This window comes from Duganella kummerowiae (genome assembly GCF_053572355.1).
The window spans coordinates 51,389-68,458 of the sequence record NZ_JBKFEH010000008.1 but is presented as its reverse complement, the minus strand read 5'-3'; the positions used below and the strand labels follow the sequence as shown (position 1 = coordinate 68,458).

General features: G+C 64.3%; 18 protein-coding genes. 13 read left to right on the top strand and 5 right to left on the bottom strand.

Annotated elements, in window-relative coordinates:
• Nucleotides 1-101: 101 nt before the first annotated feature.
• From recA to ACLB1G_RS08090, 6 genes are all read left to right on the top strand, one after another.
• On the top strand, nt 102-1,178 hold the full coding sequence (recA, locus tag ACLB1G_RS08115) for a recombinase RecA (RefSeq protein ID WP_491626696.1): 1,077 nt from the start codon (nt 102-104) through the stop codon (nt 1,176-1,178).
• Between the two features lie 45 nt (nt 1,179-1,223).
• Nucleotides 1,224-1,673: a recombination regulator RecX gene (gene recX, locus ACLB1G_RS08110; RefSeq protein ID WP_491626695.1), complete on the top strand. Its 450-nt coding sequence runs from the start codon at nt 1,224-1,226 to the stop codon at nt 1,671-1,673.
• 580 nt (nt 1,674-2,253) lie between these two features.
• Nucleotides 2,254-3,420, top strand: coding sequence for an ADP-forming succinate--CoA ligase subunit beta (gene sucC, locus ACLB1G_RS08105; RefSeq protein ID WP_491626694.1), 1,167 nt, complete (start codon nt 2,254-2,256; stop codon nt 3,418-3,420).
• Between the two features lie 14 nt (nt 3,421-3,434).
• Nucleotides 3,435-4,316 carry a succinate--CoA ligase subunit alpha gene (sucD, locus tag ACLB1G_RS08100; RefSeq protein ID WP_491626693.1) on the top strand — a complete coding sequence of 294 codons (882 nt, stop codon included), beginning with the start codon at nt 3,435-3,437 and terminating at the stop codon, nt 4,314-4,316.
• Between the two features lie 245 nt (nt 4,317-4,561).
• A complete protein-coding gene (locus tag ACLB1G_RS08095) occupies nt 4,562-5,017 on the top strand; it encodes a pilin (protein WP_491626692.1) in 456 nt (151 codons plus the stop codon).
• Nucleotides 5,018-5,772: 755 nt separating this feature from the next.
• Entirely contained in the window at nt 5,773-6,150 is a 378-nt protein-coding gene (locus tag ACLB1G_RS08090) for a hypothetical protein (protein ID WP_491626691.1), read from the top strand.
• A 13-nt stretch (nt 6,151-6,163) separates the two neighbouring features.
• Here the strand turns inward: ACLB1G_RS08090 and moaC are convergent, their stop codons facing one another.
• A complete protein-coding gene (moaC, locus tag ACLB1G_RS08085; protein WP_491626690.1) occupies nt 6,164-6,655 on the bottom strand; it encodes a cyclic pyranopterin monophosphate synthase MoaC in 492 nt (163 codons plus the stop codon).
• A gap of 113 nt (nt 6,656-6,768) precedes the next feature.
• Between moaC and ACLB1G_RS08080 the strand changes: the two genes are divergently transcribed.
• Nucleotides 6,769-8,496: a beta-barrel assembly-enhancing protease gene (locus tag ACLB1G_RS08080; RefSeq protein WP_491626689.1), complete on the top strand. Its 1,728-nt coding sequence runs from the start codon at nt 6,769-6,771 to the stop codon at nt 8,494-8,496.
• Here ACLB1G_RS08080 and ACLB1G_RS08075 read toward each other — a convergent pair.
• From ACLB1G_RS08075 to ACLB1G_RS08060, 4 genes are read right to left on the bottom strand one after another with little or no spacing between them, the layout of a single operon-like run.
• Entirely contained in the window at nt 8,424-9,206 is a 783-nt protein-coding gene (locus ACLB1G_RS08075; RefSeq protein WP_491626688.1) for a DUF2946 family protein, read from the bottom strand. The two genes, ACLB1G_RS08080 and ACLB1G_RS08075, sit on opposite strands and share 73 nt — an antisense overlap.
• Nucleotides 9,207-9,223: 17 nt before the next feature.
• Nucleotides 9,224-10,174: a YheT family hydrolase gene (locus tag ACLB1G_RS08070; protein WP_491626687.1), complete on the bottom strand. Its 951-nt coding sequence runs from the start codon at nt 10,172-10,174 to the stop codon at nt 9,224-9,226.
• Between the two features lie 13 nt (nt 10,175-10,187).
• Nucleotides 10,188-10,604 (bottom strand): YybH family protein, encoded by a 417-nt coding sequence (locus ACLB1G_RS08065; RefSeq protein WP_491626686.1) that lies wholly within the window; start codon nt 10,602-10,604, stop codon nt 10,188-10,190.
• An 8-nt stretch (nt 10,605-10,612) separates the two neighbouring features.
• A complete protein-coding gene (locus tag ACLB1G_RS08060) occupies nt 10,613-10,813 on the bottom strand; it encodes a zinc-finger domain-containing protein (protein WP_491626685.1) in 201 nt (66 codons plus the stop codon).
• Nucleotides 10,814-10,952: 139 nt separating this feature from the next.
• Here ACLB1G_RS08060 and ACLB1G_RS08055 point away from each other — a divergent pair, with 139 nt between their 5' ends.
• The 6 genes from ACLB1G_RS08055 to ACLB1G_RS08030 all read left to right on the top strand — a co-directional run bounded on the left by ACLB1G_RS08055 (nt 10,953) and on the right by ACLB1G_RS08030 (nt 17,070).
• Nucleotides 10,953-11,708: an AzlC family ABC transporter permease gene (locus ACLB1G_RS08055; protein WP_491626684.1), complete on the top strand. Its 756-nt coding sequence runs from the start codon at nt 10,953-10,955 to the stop codon at nt 11,706-11,708.
• Nucleotides 11,701-12,033 (top strand): AzlD domain-containing protein, encoded by a 333-nt coding sequence (locus ACLB1G_RS08050; protein WP_491626683.1) that lies wholly within the window; start codon nt 11,701-11,703, stop codon nt 12,031-12,033. Before ACLB1G_RS08055 ends, ACLB1G_RS08050 begins: the two co-directional genes overlap by 8 nt.
• A gap of 66 nt (nt 12,034-12,099) precedes the next feature.
• Nucleotides 12,100-13,314, top strand: coding sequence for a phosphoglycerate kinase (locus ACLB1G_RS08045; protein ID WP_491626682.1), 1,215 nt, complete (start codon nt 12,100-12,102; stop codon nt 13,312-13,314).
• A 137-nt stretch (nt 13,315-13,451) separates the two neighbouring features.
• The gene (gene pyk / locus ACLB1G_RS08040) at nt 13,452-14,900 is read left to right on the top strand and encodes a pyruvate kinase (RefSeq protein WP_491626681.1); all 1,449 of its coding nucleotides are present in this window, start codon (nt 13,452-13,454) and stop codon (nt 14,898-14,900) included.
• Nucleotides 14,901-14,997: 97 nt separating this feature from the next.
• Complete coding sequence (gene fba, locus ACLB1G_RS08035; protein ID WP_491626680.1) at nt 14,998-16,062, top strand: class II fructose-bisphosphate aldolase; 1,065 nt, start codon at nt 14,998-15,000, stop codon at nt 16,060-16,062.
• A 111-nt stretch (nt 16,063-16,173) separates the two neighbouring features.
• Complete coding sequence (locus ACLB1G_RS08030) at nt 16,174-17,070, top strand: phosphoribosylaminoimidazolesuccinocarboxamide synthase (protein WP_491626679.1); 897 nt, start codon at nt 16,174-16,176, stop codon at nt 17,068-17,070.

The window sequence follows — 17,070 nt, the reverse complement described above, 5'->3', positions numbered from 1 at the left end:
TCTATTGTGCTGCAAATCGCGCTTGCATTGATCACTGTTTTTTTATACAGTATCGCCTGTACCGGAATTCCACTCACTGCTTACCCAGCGGAAAGATCATCATGGACGAGAAAAAAGGCGCAATACCCGCATCCGAGAAAGCCAAGGCCCTGGCGGCCGCGCTGGCCCAGATTGAAAAGCAATTTGGCAAGGGCTCCGTGATGCGCATGGACGGCAGCGCACCGCCGGAAGAAGTCCAGGTGGTGTCGACCGGCTCGCTGGGCCTGGACATCGCGCTGGGCGTGGGCGGCCTGCCGCGCGGCCGCGTGGTGGAAATCTACGGTCCGGAATCGTCCGGCAAAACCACCCTGACCCTGCAAGCTATTGCTGAAATGCAAAAGCTGGGCGGCACCTGCGCCTTCATCGACGCCGAGCACGCGCTGGACGTGGGCTATGCGCAAAAGCTGGGCGTGAACCTGAACGAACTGCTGATCTCGCAGCCGGACACCGGCGAGCAGGCGCTGGAAATCTGCGACGCCCTGGTGCGGTCGGGCAGCGTGGACCTGGTGGTGGTGGACTCGGTGGCGGCCCTGACCCCGCGCGCCGAGATCGAAGGCGACATGGGCGATTCACTGCCCGGCCTGCAGGCCCGCTTGATGTCGCAGGCGCTGCGCAAGCTGACCGGCTCCATCAACCGCACCAATACCCTGGTGATCTTCATCAACCAGATCCGCATGAAGATCGGCGTCATGTTCGGCAGCCCGGAAACTACCACCGGCGGCAATGCGCTGAAGTTCTACGCCTCGGTGCGCCTGGACATCCGCCGCACCGGCTCGATCAAGTCCGGCGACGAGGTGATCGGCAACGAAACCAAGGTCAAGGTAGTCAAGAACAAGGTGGCGCCCCCGTTCAAGGAAGCCCACTTCGACATCCTGTACGGAGAAGGCACCTCGCGCGAAGGCGAAATCCTGGACCTGGGCGCCGACGCCAAGGTGATCGAGAAGTCCGGCTCCTGGTACAGCTACAACGGCGAACGCATAGGCCAGGGCAAGGACAACGCCCGCGCCTTCCTCAAGGAGCGTCCGCAGCTGGCCTGGGAAGTCGAGAACAAGGTGCGCGAAGCACTGGGCGTGCGCCAGCTGCCGCCGCTCAGCGATGACGGCAAGGTCATCAACTTCAAGCCCGCCGACGCGGCCTGATCCATCCTCCAGCGGCGCCGGCCCCCGGCGTCGCTGCCGGCAGCCATGCCCCAGCCTCCCCTCAGCCTCAAAGCCCGCGCCCTGCGCTTCCTGTCCCTGCGCGAACACAGCCGCATGGAGCTGGCGCGCAAGCTGGCCCGCCATGCGGAAGAGGGTGAGGATATCGACGCGCTGCTGGACTGGCTGGAAGCCAACAACTGGCTGTCCCAGGAGCGCTATGCCGAATCCCTGGTCCACCGCAAGTCGGCCCGCTACGGCGCCAGCCGCATCGTGGCCGAACTGCAGCAGCAGGGCATCAACGGCGACGCCCTGCGCGAACTCAAATCCTCCCTGGCCGACACCGAAACGGCGCGTGCCTGCGACGTGTGGCGGCGCAAGTTCGGTACCGTGGCGGCCGATCCTCACGAGCGCAACAAGCAGATGCGCTTCCTGCTGCAGCGCGGGTTTTCGCAGCGCGCCATCAGCACCGCCCTGCGCGGCGAAAATCAAGAGTAAGCCTGCGACATTTTCACAACGAAAACGTTGGTGAAAACTTCATGCAATTGCGTTCATTTGCCGGGAACATCCATAACATTCCCCGTATCGGCGCATGGTTTTTCAGCAAATTGCAAATGTTGTTGGCGCAACTGCGAACGCGATATGCTACACTTTTGGGGTTTTTGCAGCGCCGCGGGTGCGGTGGTTGTCCGTAGAAGCTGCGGCAACGTGCTTAACAGCACAATGGCTGCTTACTAATTAGCGCCGCATCAGCGGCACGGTCTTATGTCACTGTCGAATCGAGTAACCCGGCGTGCGCCCTGGCGTATGCGCGTAGATGCCACCTCCGCCTGCCGCGCGGCAGGGCCGTGGGAGCGTGACGTGCATGGCGCCGTCCATGATTTTCCGCTGGCTTCCGGTGTCCGCGCCGATGGCCTCCTCCCGCACGAACTGCACCCGCGCTTCATCACACCGCTGTACCCGCTTCGGGACGGCTAGCCTGTGCCGGCCTAGCCCCGACGTGCGCCGTTTTACACGTTCGTTTTATTTCGCAACATAACCCTGATTTTTATATATCAGTATCAGAAGGGAAGCCAGCATGAAAATCCATGAGTATCAAGGCAAAGAAATCCTCCGAAAATTCGGAGTGACGGTTCCGCGCGGCATTCCGTGCCTGTCCGTTGAAGAAGCTGTCAAGGCAGCCGAAACCCTGGGCGGCCCGGTATGGGTGGTCAAGGCGCAGATCCACGCTGGCGGCCGCGGCAAGGGCGGCGGCGTGAAAGTGGCGAAATCGCTGGAACAGGTCAAGGAATATGCCGACCAGATCATGGGCATGCAGCTGGTCACCCACCAGACCGGCCCCGAAGGCCAGAAAGTCCGCCGCCTGCTGATCGAAGAAGGCGCCGACATCAAGAAAGAACTGTACGTTTCCCTGGTGACCGACCGTGTCACCCAGCGCGTAGTGCTGATGGCTTCCTCCGAAGGCGGCATGGACATCGAGGAAGTGGCCGAGTCCCACCCTGAAAAAATCCATTCGATCGCCATCGATCCGGCCGTGGGCCTGACCGACGCCGAAGCCGCTTCCATCGCCGCCAAGATCGGCGTGCCGGAAGGCTCGATTGCCGACGCCGTCACCAACCTGCAAGGCCTGTACAAAGCCTACTGGGAAACCGACGCCTCGCTGGCTGAAATCAACCCGCTGATCCTGACCGGCTCGGGCAAGGTCATCGCCCTGGACGCCAAGTTCAACTTCGACTCCAACGCCCTGTTCCGCCACCCGGAAATCGTGGCCTACCGCGACCTGGACGAAGAAGATCCGGCCGAAGTGGAAGCCTCGAAATTCGACCTGGCCTACATCTCCCTGGACGGCAACATCGGCTGCCTGGTGAACGGCGCCGGCCTGGCCATGGCCACCATGGACACCATCAAGCTGTTCGGCGGCGAGCCGGCCAACTTCCTGGACGTGGGCGGCGGCGCAACGGCCGAGAAAGTGACCGAAGCGTTCAAGATCATGCTGAAGAACCCCGGCCTGAAAGCCATCCTGGTGAACATCTTCGGCGGCATCATGCGCTGCGACGTGATCGCCGAAGGCGTGATCACCGCCGTCAAGGCCGTCTCGCTGAACGTGCCGCTGGTGGTCCGCATGAAGGGCACCAACGAAGACCTGGGCAAGAAAATGCTGGCCGACTCCGGCCTGCCCATCATCTCCGCTGACACCATGGAAGACGCGGCCAAGAGCGTCGTCGCCGCCGCTGCCGGTAAATAATTGAGGAAACAAACATGTCTATTCTGATCAACAAAGACACCAAAGTCATCACCCAGGGCATCACCGGCAAAACCGGCCAGTTCCACACCCGCGGCTGCCGCGACTACGCGAACGGCAAGAACGCCTTCGTGGCCGGTGTGAACCCGAAGAAAGCCGGCGAAGACTTCGAAGGCATCCCGATCTACGGTTCCGTGAAGGAAGCCGCGACGCAGACCGGCGCCACCGTTTCCGTGATCTACGTGCCGCCGGCAGGCGCCGCCGCCGCCATCTGGGAAGCCGTGGAAGCCGAGCTGGAACTGGCGATCTGCATCACCGAAGGCATTCCCGTTCGTGACATGATGGAAGTCAAGGACCGCATGGCCAAGGCCGGCTCCAAGACCCTGCTGCTGGGCCCGAACTGCCCCGGCCTGATCACCCCCGACGAAATCAAGATCGGCATCATGCCCGGCCACATCCACAAGAAAGGCCGCATTGGCGTCGTGTCCCGTTCGGGCACCCTGACCTATGAAGCCGTGGGCCAGCTGACCGCCCTGGGCCTGGGCCAATCGTCCGCAGTCGGTATCGGCGGCGACCCGATCAATGGTCTGAAGCACATCGACGTGATGCGCATGTTCAACGACGATCCTGACACCGACGCCGTCATCATGATCGGCGAAATCGGCGGTCCGGACGAAGCCAACGCCGCCCGTTGGATCAAGGACAACATGAAGAAACCGGTGGTCGGCTTCATCGCCGGCGTCACCGCTCCTCCGGGCAAGCGCATGGGCCACGCCGGCGCGCTGATCTCGGGCGGCGCCGACACCGCGCAAGCCAAGCTGGACATCATGGAAGAGTGCGGCATCAAAGTCACCAAAAACCCGTCGGAAATGGCGCGTCTGCTGAAAGCCATGCTGTAAGTTCAGGCTGTTCTGCAAGCGAAGAAACGGGAGGCCTGGTCCTCCCGTTTTTTATTTTTGGATGACAAAATTCGTCAGTGCGGACTGACAAAAATCGGCAGCCTGACAAGGCTGGTCAGCTGCAGGTGGCGAGAGTGGCGTTTTTGGGCGGGGTTGATACGCTTTTGCCATCAAAACCGGTTGGCACAGCCATTGCCTGTTTGGGGTATCACAGTACCCAACGTCACTCACACAGGAGCAGCAACATGAAATCGATGAAAATGATCAAGCAACCGGGACAAGCCGGCTTCACCCTCATCGAGCTGATGATCGTGGTCGCCATTATCGGCATCCTGGCCTCCTTTGCCATCCCCGTCTATAGCGACTACACCATGAAAGCCAAGGTCGCCGAAGCGAATACGGTCTCGGCCCCAGCGCGCCTGGCCGTAGTCCAGGCCTTCAACGAAGGCACGCTGTCCTCCGTCACCGACAACGCCAGCCTGGGCATCCCGACCACCACCGGCAAATATGTGACTGGCGTGGCGGCGGCCGGCAGCAGCGCCACCGACGGCACCGTGACCGTGACCCTTGGCAACACGGGCAGCACCGATATTGACACCAAGACGCTGGTGTATGCAATCGCCTGCACGGCTGGCGCCACCTGCAAGACTACCGTCTCCGACAACAGTACCCTGCCCGCCAAGTACCGGCCCAAGCTGTAAGAACCCGTTTCAAAATGACCATCGCGTCGTTACGGCTCCTGGCCGTGCAGGCGCACTGTCTTCGTCGCCGTGCCTAACCCTGCTCATTTTGAAACGGGTTCTAAGCCCGGCTTGTCTCCAGCACCGGGCCTACACGATCTTGTGGCGGTCGGTGACCAGGGCTTCGTAGGTCAGGTTCTGCAGCATGGTGTGGTGAACCGGATCGAGCTCGCCGAACTGCACGCCGTAGTGAACACCGGGCGCTTTTCACCGCTTTCCGGCTTCATCACAGTGATGTTGCGGATGGTGGCCTTGCAGCCGGTTGGTTTGCGCTAGCCTCGAAGCTTCATTCGTTCCATCTGGAGGACTTTCATGGCTCAAGGAAATCTCTCCGCTTATGCCTTGCCGATGATAGGGCAAGTAGCCGATCACACCTATGTCTGCGGCAGCGAGGGACACGTCTGGGCATGTCATGGGCGTGCCTCGGCTGGCAAGCTTATTTCTCGGGGGGCGGGAAGCGTAGATCAGGCGGTGTGCCTTGCGCTCCCCGACCATTCTGCGGGCGTTTTATACGGCATCGAAGGCGTGTGTCATCAAATGGCCAACCGTATCCTGTTTCCGTCAAGTAGACTGGTAGTGAGGGCGCGTGGCTATCGCATGAGTTCTTTGATCTACGGCGCTTACGGCAAAAAGGGGCGTGTATATTATTCCCCAGCATCCCACCCTTGGCCCGAACTGGTTGCCTGCTGCAACCATGCACATCCTTAGGAGGCACTATGGCACCCGATGATGATTATGAGCGCCGGATTCTCGCTATTCATGGCGACGGCGGGGTTGAGGATATCCGCCATGAAGAGTTTGCTGCTATGGCGGATGTGTATCTGGGAGCGGATTTCGACAAAGCCAAGCTTGTTGAAATCGAAACCCTGCAAGTGCGGCTGCACGCGGAACAGGATGCTTTGATCACGGGGCTGGAATCAAAAAGCATCTCGCCCGAACAATATGTCGACGCCTGCAACAAGCTGATACAGGATTTTGCTGTTCGCTGTGAGCAGGTGCTGGGAAAAGCGGATTTCAACAAGCTGTTCGGCATCGAGCGTGGCGAGGCCGGGGTGCTCATCGATAAAGATATCTTCCTCGCGGCGCACGGTTGATCCTGCGTGTGTCCTAGACGGCGGCGCTCCAATCCCCGCTCTTGCCGCCATGCTTTTCCAGCACGCGCACATTGGTCATCACCATGCCGCGGTCCACCGCCTTGCACATGTCGTAGATGGTCAACAGGCCTACCTGCACGGCCGTCAGGGCTTCCATCTCGACCCCGGTCTTGCCGTGGGTTTCCACCTGCGCCGTGCAGTGCACGGTGGCGGCCGCCGCTTCGATCTCGAACTCGACCTTGACCCGGGTCAGCGCCAGCGGATGGCACAGCGGCACCAGGTCGCTGGTGCGCTTGGCGCCCATGATGGCGGCAATGCGTGCAATGCCCAACACGTCGCCCTTCTTGGCAGTGCCTTCCTGGATGATGGCCAGGGTCTCGGGTTTCATGCGGATGGAGCCGGCCGCCACCGCGATGCGGTGGGTCTCCTCTTTGGCGCCCACGTCGACCATGTGGGCCTGGCCGGTGGAGTCGAAGTGGGTCAGCTGGTCGGCGGTGTCGGTCATGATGGTGGTATTCTGTAGGATAAAGAAATTGCCCGAGATGGCGCGGCCTGCGCGCCCCGGATGCAGGTATGATATCACCCGTGAATGCCCGACGTTACTCTCCCGCCCTGCCCATGCGCCCACGCCTGCGCACCCTGGCGGCCGCGCTGCTGCTGGCCGCGCCGCTGAGCATCAGCATCGCCCAGACCGCCCTGGCCCCGGCCAAGATACCCAACCTGCCCGCGCTGGGCGACACCGAGCGCCAGGACTTGTCGCCCCTGATGGAGCGCAAGCTGGGCGAGGAAATCATGCGCGACATCCGCCGTGACCGCGATTTCCTCAACGACGCGCCCATCCTGGAATACCTGAACAACTTCGGCAATTCGCTGGTGGCGGCCCGTCCGGACGCGCGCGGCGAGGCCAATTTCGATTATTACTTCTTTGCCGTGCGCGACCCGCAGCTGAACGCCTTCGCGCTGCCGGGCGGCTTCATTGCCGTGCACTCGGCCCTGCTGCTGGCGGCCCAGAGCGAGTCCGAGCTGGCCTCGGTGCTGGGCCACGAGATCGGCCACGTGGTGCAGCGCCATATCGCCCGTTCGATCGGCGCACAGAAGCAGGACGCCCTGATACCGCTGGCGGCCATGATACTGGCGGCGCTGACGGCGCGCAGCAGCGCCGGCGGCGACGCCGCCATCGGCGTGTTCGCGGCCGGGCAGGGCCTGGCCATCCAGCGCCAGCTCAACTTCGGCCGCGACGCCGAGCGCGAGGCCGACCGCATCGGCTTCCAGATCATGGGCGCGGCCGGCTACGACACCTCGGGCATGGTGGCCTTCTTCCAGCGCATGCAGACCGCCACCCGCAACTACAGCGACCTGGTGCCGGCCTGGCTGCAGAGCCACCCGCTGACCACCGAGCGCATCGCCGACATCCAGGCCCGCATCCGCGAGCAGCCCTATCGCCAGCGCACCGACAGCCTGGACTTCTACCTGGTGCGTTCGCGCGCCCGCGTGCTGCAGGATGAGAGCACGCAGGGCCTGGCCGACGCCAAGACCTTCTTCGAAATCCAGCTGGACCAGCCCAGCCGCCAGCAGCAGGCGGCGGCCCAGTACGGCCTGGCCTTCGTGGCCCTGAAGCAGGGCGACACCACCCTGGCCCAGAGCTGGCTGGACAAGGCCCAGGCCACGCTCAACAAGGCGCCCGCCGCCGGCACGTTCAGCGTGGCGAAAAAGGACAGCACCACCATCTTCCTCAGCACGGCGCTGGAGATCAAGCTGGCGCAGAAGACCAACAAGGCGGTGATCGCGCAGGCGGTCAAGGATGCCGAGGCGGCCCACGCCCAGTATCCGCTATCGCGCGGGCTGGCCCACCAGTACGCCGAAGCCCTGATTGCCGACGGGCAGCTGGAAGCGGCCGGGGCCTACCTGCGCGACCAGGTCCAGCTGTACCGCGAGGATCCGGACGCCTACGACCTGCTGGCCCAGACCTACGCCGAGCAGGGCAAGAAAGCGCTGCAGCACATGGCGCTGGCGGAGTCGTACAACCTGCAGGGCGGGGTAATGGCGGCGCTGGACCAGCTCAACCTGGCGCGCAAGGCGCCGGACGCATCGTTCTACGACCAGGCCCAGATCGACGCCCGCGAGCGCGAGCTGCAGGCGCGCCGCCGCGAAGAATTGGGCGACAAGGGCAAGAAGGACCTGGCGGAGAAGTCGCCCCAGGCCAGGCCCCTGGGCCTGAGCATGAAGGTCAGCGGCGGGAGCACGACTGGCGGCGCGCAGAACGGCGCCGCCGATCAGGACGCTGCCGACCCCTGGTCGCCGTCCGCGCGGCTGCGCGCCAGCGGCGAGCGCACGAACTGGAAGTGAGCCTCCACCTCGGCGCGGGCCAGCCGCCGTAGCGGCACGCGGCGCGCGCCATCCGGCAAAGTAGGGGCGGCGGGGCCGCCTGGCGGCTGCGGCATACCGGCCGAGTTTACCAAACCTGCCCCATGTGCGTCGCCTGCCGCCGGCCCCTCGGCCTGCCGTGATGCAGGGGCAAGGGTTACGCCACCGGGCGGCTCGGTGGCCGCAGCGCCCGGGGCAGTGGCATGGTCCAGCCACGCCAGCAATGCCTCATCACCGAGGGCGGCGCCGTCGCGTTCCAGGGTGGACAGCACCTGGGCCGTGTCGCGGTCATCCAGCTGGGCCACGGTGGCGCCGCTGCGCAGTATCAGTTCCCCGGCTTCGGACAGCACCGCTTCCTCCACCGCCCCCAGCGGCTCGCCCGTGTGCAGCACCCAGCCCTGGGCCGGATCTGTGCGCACGATGTAGGGCGTGGCTTCCAGCTCCAGGTAGACGCGCTGCGGACCGTTCTGGAAATACCAGCAGCCACGCCGTTCGGCCGAGTCGTCGCGTGCGTAATTGCGGGCGATGAAGCCCAGCAGGGCCGCGTGGGTCAGCTTGTCGCCCGGCAGGTTCAGGTGCTGGGCGCGCTCGTCGCGCATGCGCCAGTGGCCGCGCGCGTCCAGCGCCAGCCAGCCGTAGCAATAGGGCACGTTCGGCCATTTGGCCATGGCTTGTTTGACTATATCGTCCATGGCCGCCAGTCTACCAGTCAGGCTGCGGCTGCGTCGCCATCCATGAAGCGCAGCAGCCGCCGGGGCAGCCAGTCGATGCGGCCGGGAGGCGCGCCGACCGCGAACCCCACGTGTCCGCCATGGCGCGGATACTCCAGCGTGACGCAGGCGGCGGCCGTGCGCGGCAAATGGCGGCCCGGCAGGAAGGGATCGTTTTGCGCGTTCAGCACCAGTGTAGGGACGGTGATGTCGTGCAGCACGTGCTTGGCGCTGGCGCGGTGCCAGTAGTCGTCGGTGTCGCGGTAGCCGTGCAGGGGCGCGGTGACCACGTTGTCGAAGGCGTACAGGTCGCGCGCCGCCTGCAGGGCGCCGAGGTCGAACAGGCCCGGATACTGGCGCAGCTTGGCCACGCACTTGGGCTTGAGCGTCTGCAGGAACATGCGGGTGTAGACCATGTTGAAGCCGCGCGACAGCGAGACGCCGCCCTGGGCCAGGTCCAGCGGCGCCGACACGGCGCAGGCGCTGGCCACGAAATCGGCCTGGTGCTGCGACTCGCCCAGCCAGCGCAGCAGGGCGTTGCCGCCCAGCGAGACCCCGGCCAGGTGCAGGGGACCGGTGGCGCGGGCGCGCAGGCGCTGCACGATCCAGCCGATCTCCTCGGCATCGCCGGAATGGTAGAAGCGCGGCGCGCGATTGGGTTCACCGGAGCAGCCACGGAAATGCGGCACCGCGCCGGACCAGCCGCGTTCTCCCAGGGCCGCCATCAGCGAGCGCGCGTAATGGCTGCCGGACGAGCCTTCCAGGCCGTGGAACAGCACCACCAAGGGCAGGCCGGGCTGGCCGTCGACGAAATCGACATCGATGAAATCGCCGTCCGGCGTGTCCCAGCGCTCGCGCCGGTAGCCTACCTCCGGCCGGGCGATGCGGGTGGCGGGGTAGATGGTCTGCAGGTGGCCGCCGGGCAGCCACAGGGGCGCGCTGTAGTCCACGCCTGCCTGGTCCTTAATGCAGCACCTGGGCCCGGGTGTCGACCGGCACCGGTCCCGGCGCTACCGACACATGGTGCAGCACGATACGCCAGCCGCGCGGCGTTTTCACGTACACATTGGTGGCCACCAGGTGGGCCGGCTCGCCGCTGGCGGCCGTGGTGCCCTCGACCACCGTGTGGACCGAGCTCATCAGGTTATGCGTTTCATGCAGCTGGGACGGCAGGATGTGCAGCCCGCCGTGCTCCAGGAGGGCGCTCCAGGAAGCGCGGATGGTGGCATGGCCGATCAGGCGCGGGCCGCCCGGGTGGACGCAGACGATTTCCTCGTCGTCGGCCCACAGGGCCATCAGGGCTTCGACGTCGGCCCGGTTCATGGCGTCGTAAAAGGCCGCCTCGACTTCGGCGGCGCTGCCGTTCAGCTGCTTTTTCATGGACCGGCTTAGTGGTGGGCCACCACGGTGCCGGGTTTCAGCTTGTAGGCGGTGCCGCAGTAGGGGCACTTGGCGACGCCGTCGTGGTTGAATTCCAGGAACACGCGCGGATGCGAGGACCACAGGGGCATGGCCGGGTTAGGGCAGTGGGCAGGCAAATCCTTGCCGTCGAGTTCAACGGCGTGGGCTGGCGTGGTGGCGTGGGTCATCTTCGATTGCTCCGGACAAGTAAGGGCGGTAAAAGGCAAATAAGCACGATTTTAACGGATTCGCGCAGGGAGCAAAAATCGCCGGTAGAATAGCGGTCTAATAACTCTTGGGCCGCGAGCAATGTGGCAGGAAAACCACATGAGCGAAACGACCCCTCCCGTCCCTCCCGACCCGGAGCTCCGAGAACATGAGCAGGCTGCCTGGCGCGAAGGCGTCCGCCATGGCATGCCCAGCCTGTTCGGCATCGGCGCCTGGGGGCTGGTGGTGGGTATTGCCATGATCAAGTCCGGCCTGACCGTGCCGCAGGCGCTGGGCATGACATTGGTGGTGTTTGCCGGGTCCGCCCAGCTGGCCTCGCTGCCGCTGATCGCGGCGGCCGCGCCGATCTGGGTCATCTTCCTCACCGCGCTGGTGGTCAACCTGCGTTTCGTCATCTTCTCCGCCCTGCTGGCGCCGCACTTCGCGCACCTGCCGTGGCGCCAGCGCCTGGCCCTGGGCTATGTGTCGGGCGACCTGACGGTGGCCCTGTTCCTGCAAAAATACCCGAGCGAGGAACCGGCGCCGGGCAAGATTTCCTATCTCAAGGGCTTGCTGTACCCCAACTGGGCGTCCTGGCAGATCGGCTCTATTGCCGGCATTTTCCTGGGCAGCACTGTGCCGCCCGAGTGGCAGCTGGGCTTTGCCGGCACCCTGGCCATCGTGTGCGTGATGGTGCCGCTGGTGGCCGGTCGTCCCGCCATTGCCGGAGTGCTGGTGGCCGGCGCGGTGGCGGTCTGGGCCCATGCCCTGCCGTACAAGCTGGGCTTGCTGGCCGCCACCCTGGCCGGCATGGCCAGCGCCATGCTGGTGGAGGAGCTGTTCAACCGTCTGGCCAGGGGAGGCCGCCGTGGCTGACTGGGAAATCTGGCTCACCATTGCCGCGCTGGCCATCGCCACCGCCGCCACGCGCGCCTCGTTCTGGCTGGTCGGCCACCACATCAACATTCCGCGCCGGGTGCAGGACATGCTGCGCTACGCCCCGGCCTGCGCCCTGGCCGCCATCATCGCGCCCGACCTGATGCTCAACAATGGGCAACTGCAGCTGGACATCGGCAACCTGAAGCTGGTGGCCGGCATCGTGTCCATCATCTTTTATTTGCTGCGGCGCAATATGCTGCAAACCATCATCTTCGGGATGGCGTTTTTTACGGCCCTGCGGCTCATGCACCAGTTTGCATAAACGGGTTTTGGGGCGGCGGGCTTGGAGTAAAATAGCAAGATTCCATTAACTTCCCCACCAACCGCCATGCAAGCTGTCCTCACATTCCTCCGTCTGCAAGACCTGGTGGCGCACAATGCGCTGCAAGGCAAACGTGTGTTCATCCGCGCCGATCTGAACGTGCCGCAGGATGATGCCGGCAATATCACCGAAGATACCCGCATCCGCGCTTCCGTGCCCGGCATCAAGGCTGCCCTGCAAGCTGGCGCCAAGGTCATGGTCACCTCGCACCTGGGCCGTCCCACCGAGGGCGAATTCAAGCCCGAGGACAGCCTGGCGCCGGTGGCTGCCCGCCTGTCCGAGCTGCTGGGCCAGCCGGTCGAACTGAAACAGGACTGGGTGGACGGCGCCGGCCTGGAAAACCTGCAGCCGGGCCAGGTGGTCCTGCTGGAAAATGTGCGGGTGAACAAGGGCGAGAAAAAGAACAGCGACGAGCTGGCCCAGAAAATGGCCGCCCTGTGCGACGTCTACGTCAACGACGCCTTCGGCACCGCCCACCGCGCCGAAGCCTCCACCCACGGCATCGCCAAGTTCGCCCCGGTGGCCGTGGCCGGTCCGCTGCTGGCCGCCGAACTGGACGCGCTGGGCAAGGCGCTGGGCGCGCCGGCCCGTCCGCTGCTGGCCATCGTGGCCGGCTCCAAGGTGTCGACCAAGCTGTCCATCTTGAAAACCCTGTCCGACAAGGTCGACAACCTGATCGTCGGCGGCGGCATCGCCAACACCTTCATGCTGGCCGCCGGCCTGAAGATAGGCAAGTCGCTGGCCGAGGCCGACCTGGTCAATGAAGCCAAGGCCATCATAGACGCCATGGCCGCCCGTGGCGCCCAGGTGCCGATCCCGGTCGACGTGGTGACCGCCAAGGAGTTCTCGGCCAGCGCCGCCGCCACCGTCAAGGACGTGGCCGACGTGGCCGACGACGACATGATACTGGACATCGGTCCCAGGACCGCCGCCCTGCTGGCGCAGCAAATTGCAGCCGCCGGCACCGTGGTGTGGAACGGCCCGGTGGGCGTGTTCGAGTTCGACCAGTTCGGCGAGGGCACCAAGACCCTGGCGCTGGCGATTGCCAACTCCAAGGCCTTCTCGATCGCGGGCGGCGGCGATACCCTGGCCGCCATCGCCAAGTATGACATCACCGACAAGGTTGGCTATATTTCCACCGGCGGCGGCGCTTTCCTGGAATTCCTGGAAGGCAAGACCTTGCCTGCGGTGGAAGTGCTGGTGCAGCGCGCGGCGCAATAAGCCGGCCGATAAACGCAGCAAATCGATCAGTCGGCGGCCGGGTTTGCCGGTACAATCCCGGTCTGCCGACGACCGAAGTTTCCTGGCCCCTACACCCATGGGGGCTGTCCGCCTTACCCTCAAGCTCAAGGAATTCTATGTCCCGTGGTACCAAGATAGTCGCAACGATAGGCCCTGCTTCCACCGATTTCAACGTGCTGGTGAAAATGATACGCGCCGGCGTGGACGTCGTGCGCTTGAATTTCTCGCACGGTAAGGCACAGGACCATATCGACCGCGCCAAGCTGGTACGGGACGCGGCGGCCGAATGCGGCCGCGAGGTGGCCATCATGGCCGACATGCAGGGTCCCAAGATCCGCGTCGGCAAGTTCGAGCACAACAAGATCGAACTGGCCAAGGGCGACAAGTTCATCCTGGACGCCAAGTGGGGCGAAAACGGCGAACTGGGCAACCAGGACCGCGTCGGCCTGGACTACAAGGCCCTGCCGCGCGACCTGCACCCCGGCGACCAGCTGCTGCTCAATGACGGCCTGATCGTGCTGGTGGTGGACAAGGTGGTAGCCCACGAAATCTTTACCACCGTGAAAATCGGCGGCGAACTGTCCAACAACAAGGGCATCAACCGCCTGGGCGGCGGCCTGACCGCGCCGGCCCTGACCGCCAAGGACATGGAAGACATCAAGACCGCGATGAGCTTCCAGGCCGACTACCTGGCCATCTCCTTCCCGAAAAACGCCACCGACATGGAAATGGCGCGCCAGCTGGCCAACATCGCCGGTGAGCCCTACGGCCACAAGCCCATGATGATCGCCAAGATCGAGCGCGCCGAAGCCATCCCCGCCCTGCAGGAAATCCTGGACGCCTCGGACGGCATCATGGTGGCGCGCGGCGACCTGGCGGTGGAGGTCGGCAACGCGGCCGTCCCCGCACTGCAAAAAAGAATGATCAAAATGGCACGGGAATCGAATAAACTGACGATTACCGCGACCCAGATGATGGAATCGATGATCTTCAACGCCGTGCCCACCCGCGCCGAAGTGTCGGACGTGGCCAACGCGGTGCTGGACGGCACCGACGCGGTGATGACCTCGGCCGAGACGGCCTCTGGCCGCTACCCCATCGAAACGGTGGAAATGATGGCCGCCATCTGTGTCGAGGCCGAGCAGTCGGAATACAACAAGCTGGATGCGGACTTCCTGAACGTGACCTTCACCCGCATCGACCAGTCGATTGCCTACGCCGCCCTGTTCACGGCGCACCATTTGCGCGTGAAGGCCATCGTGGCGCTGACCGAGTCGGGGTCGACGGCCTTGTGGATGAGCCGCCACAGCATCGATACGCCCATCGTGGCGCTCACCCCCAGCGTGGTGACGCAGCGCAAGGCTACGCTGTACCGTAACGTGCGCGCCTACCAGCTGCCGCAGAACGGCGACAGCGTGGAAGTACTGAAGAACGCCGAGGCGCTGCTGGTGGAATACGGCATCGCCAAGCAGGGCGACATGATCGTGGTGACGTCCGGCGAGCCCATGGGCCAGGCCGGCGGCACCAACGCCATGAAGATTATCAAGGTCGGCCAGTTCTCCTGAGCCAGCCGCAGAACACGGTCCCCGGCGACGCGCAGGCTGAGTCTGCGCCGCGCGCCGCCGGGGACGTCCCGGTTTTTTTATAGTTTGGAGTCATACCATGTCCCTCGTATCCATGCGTCAACTGCTGGACCACGCCGCTGAAAACGGCTACGGCATTCCCGCCTTCAACGTCAACAACCTGGAACAAGTGCAGGCCATCATGGCCGCAGCCGACGCCCTGAACAGCCCGGTGATCATGCAAGCCTCGGCCGGCGCCCGCAAGTACGCCGGCGAAGCCTTCCTGCGCCACCTGATCGACGCCGCCGTCGAAGCCTACCCGCACATCCCTGTGGTGATGCACCAGGACCACGGCCAGTCGCCGGCCGTCTGCATGGCCGCGATACGCTCCGGTTTCACTTCGGTCATGATGGACGGCTCGCTGGAAGCCGACGGCAAATCCGTGGCCTCGTATGAATACAACGTCGACACCTCGCGCGAAGTGGTCAAGTTCGCCCACTCCATCGGCGTGACCGTGGAAGCGGAGCTGGGCGTGCTCGGTTCGCTGGAAACCATGAAGGGCGACAAGGAAGACGGCCACGGCGCCGAAGGCACCATGACCCGCGAACAGCTGCTGACCGACGTGGCCCAGGCCGCCGACTTCGTGCAGCGCACCCAGTGCGACGCCCTGGCGATTGCCATCGGCACCTCGCACGGCGCCTACAAGTTCACCCGCAAGCCCACCGGCGACATCCTGGCCATCGACCGCATCAAGGAAATCCACGCCCGCATCCCCAACACCCACCTGGTGATGCACGGTTCGTCTTCCGTGCCGCAGGAGCTGCTGGCCATCATCCGCGAATTCGGCGGCGACATGAAGGAAACCTATGGCGTGCCCGTGGAAGAAATCCAGGAAGGCATCCGTCACGGCGTGCGCAAGATCAACATCGACACCGACATCCGCCTGGCCATGACGGCCGCCATCCGCAAGTTCTTCGTCGAGAACCCGTCCAAGTTCGACCCGCGCGACTACCTCAAGCCGGCTCGCGCCGCCGCCGAGCAGATCGTGCGCGCACGCCTGCAAGCCTTCGGCTGCGAAGGCCAGGCCAGCAAGATCAAGCCGATTCCGCTGGAAAAAATGGCAGAGAAGTACAAGGCCGGTGAACTGGCCCAGATTGTGAAGTAAAATCCTGCCTGTCACGGAATGGCGCAGCCTGCGCCGTTCCGGCTCTCTTGGCCGGCTGGAGGGCACGTACCCCAGCCGGTTTTGCTTTATTGATAAGTCCCTCCCTCCGCTATGAACAGCCTCTACCAATCCTCCATCAAGTCCCTCCCGCTGCTGGGCCACGGCAAGGTCCGCGACAACTACGCCGTCGGCGACGACAAGATCCTGATCGTCACCACCGACCGCCTGTCCGCTTTCGACGTGGTCATGAATGAACCCATCCCCGGCAAGGGCAAGGTCCTGAACCAGATGAGCGATTTCTGGTTCGGGAAGCTGGGCCACATCGTGCCCAACCACCTGACCGGCGTGGCGCCGGAATCGGTGGTGGCGCCGGAGGAAGTGGAGCAGGTCAAAGGCCGCGCGGTGGTGGCCAAGCGCCTCAAGCCCATCATGGTCGAGGCCGTGGTGCGCGGCTACATCATCGGTTCCGGCTGGAAGGATTACCAGGCCACGGGCGCCATCTGCGGCATCCAGTTGCCGGCCGGCCTGCAGCAGGCGGAAAAGCTGCCGCAGCCGCTGTTCACCCCTGCCGCCAAGGCCGACCTCGGCGAGCATGATGAAAACATCAGCTTTGCTGAAATGGAAAGCCGCATCGGCGCCGAGCTGGCCGCCAAGATGCGCGACACCAGCATCGCCCTGTACACGGCGGCGGCCGAGTACGCCGCCACGCGCGGCATCATCATTGCCGACACCAAGTTCGAATTCGGCCTGGACGAGAACGGCGTCATGCACCTGATGGATGAAGTGCTGACCGCCGATTCCTCGCGCTTCTGGCCGGCCGATTCCTACCGTCCCGGCATCTCGCCGCCGTCCTTCGACAAGCAGTTCGTGCGCGACTACCTGGAAACCCTGACCGACTGGGGCAAGACCGCCCCGGCCCCGGCCCTGCCTGCCGAGGTGATCGAGAAAACCCAGGCCAAGTATTTCGAGGCCATCGAACGCCTGACCGGCGAGAAGCTGAAGGCCTGA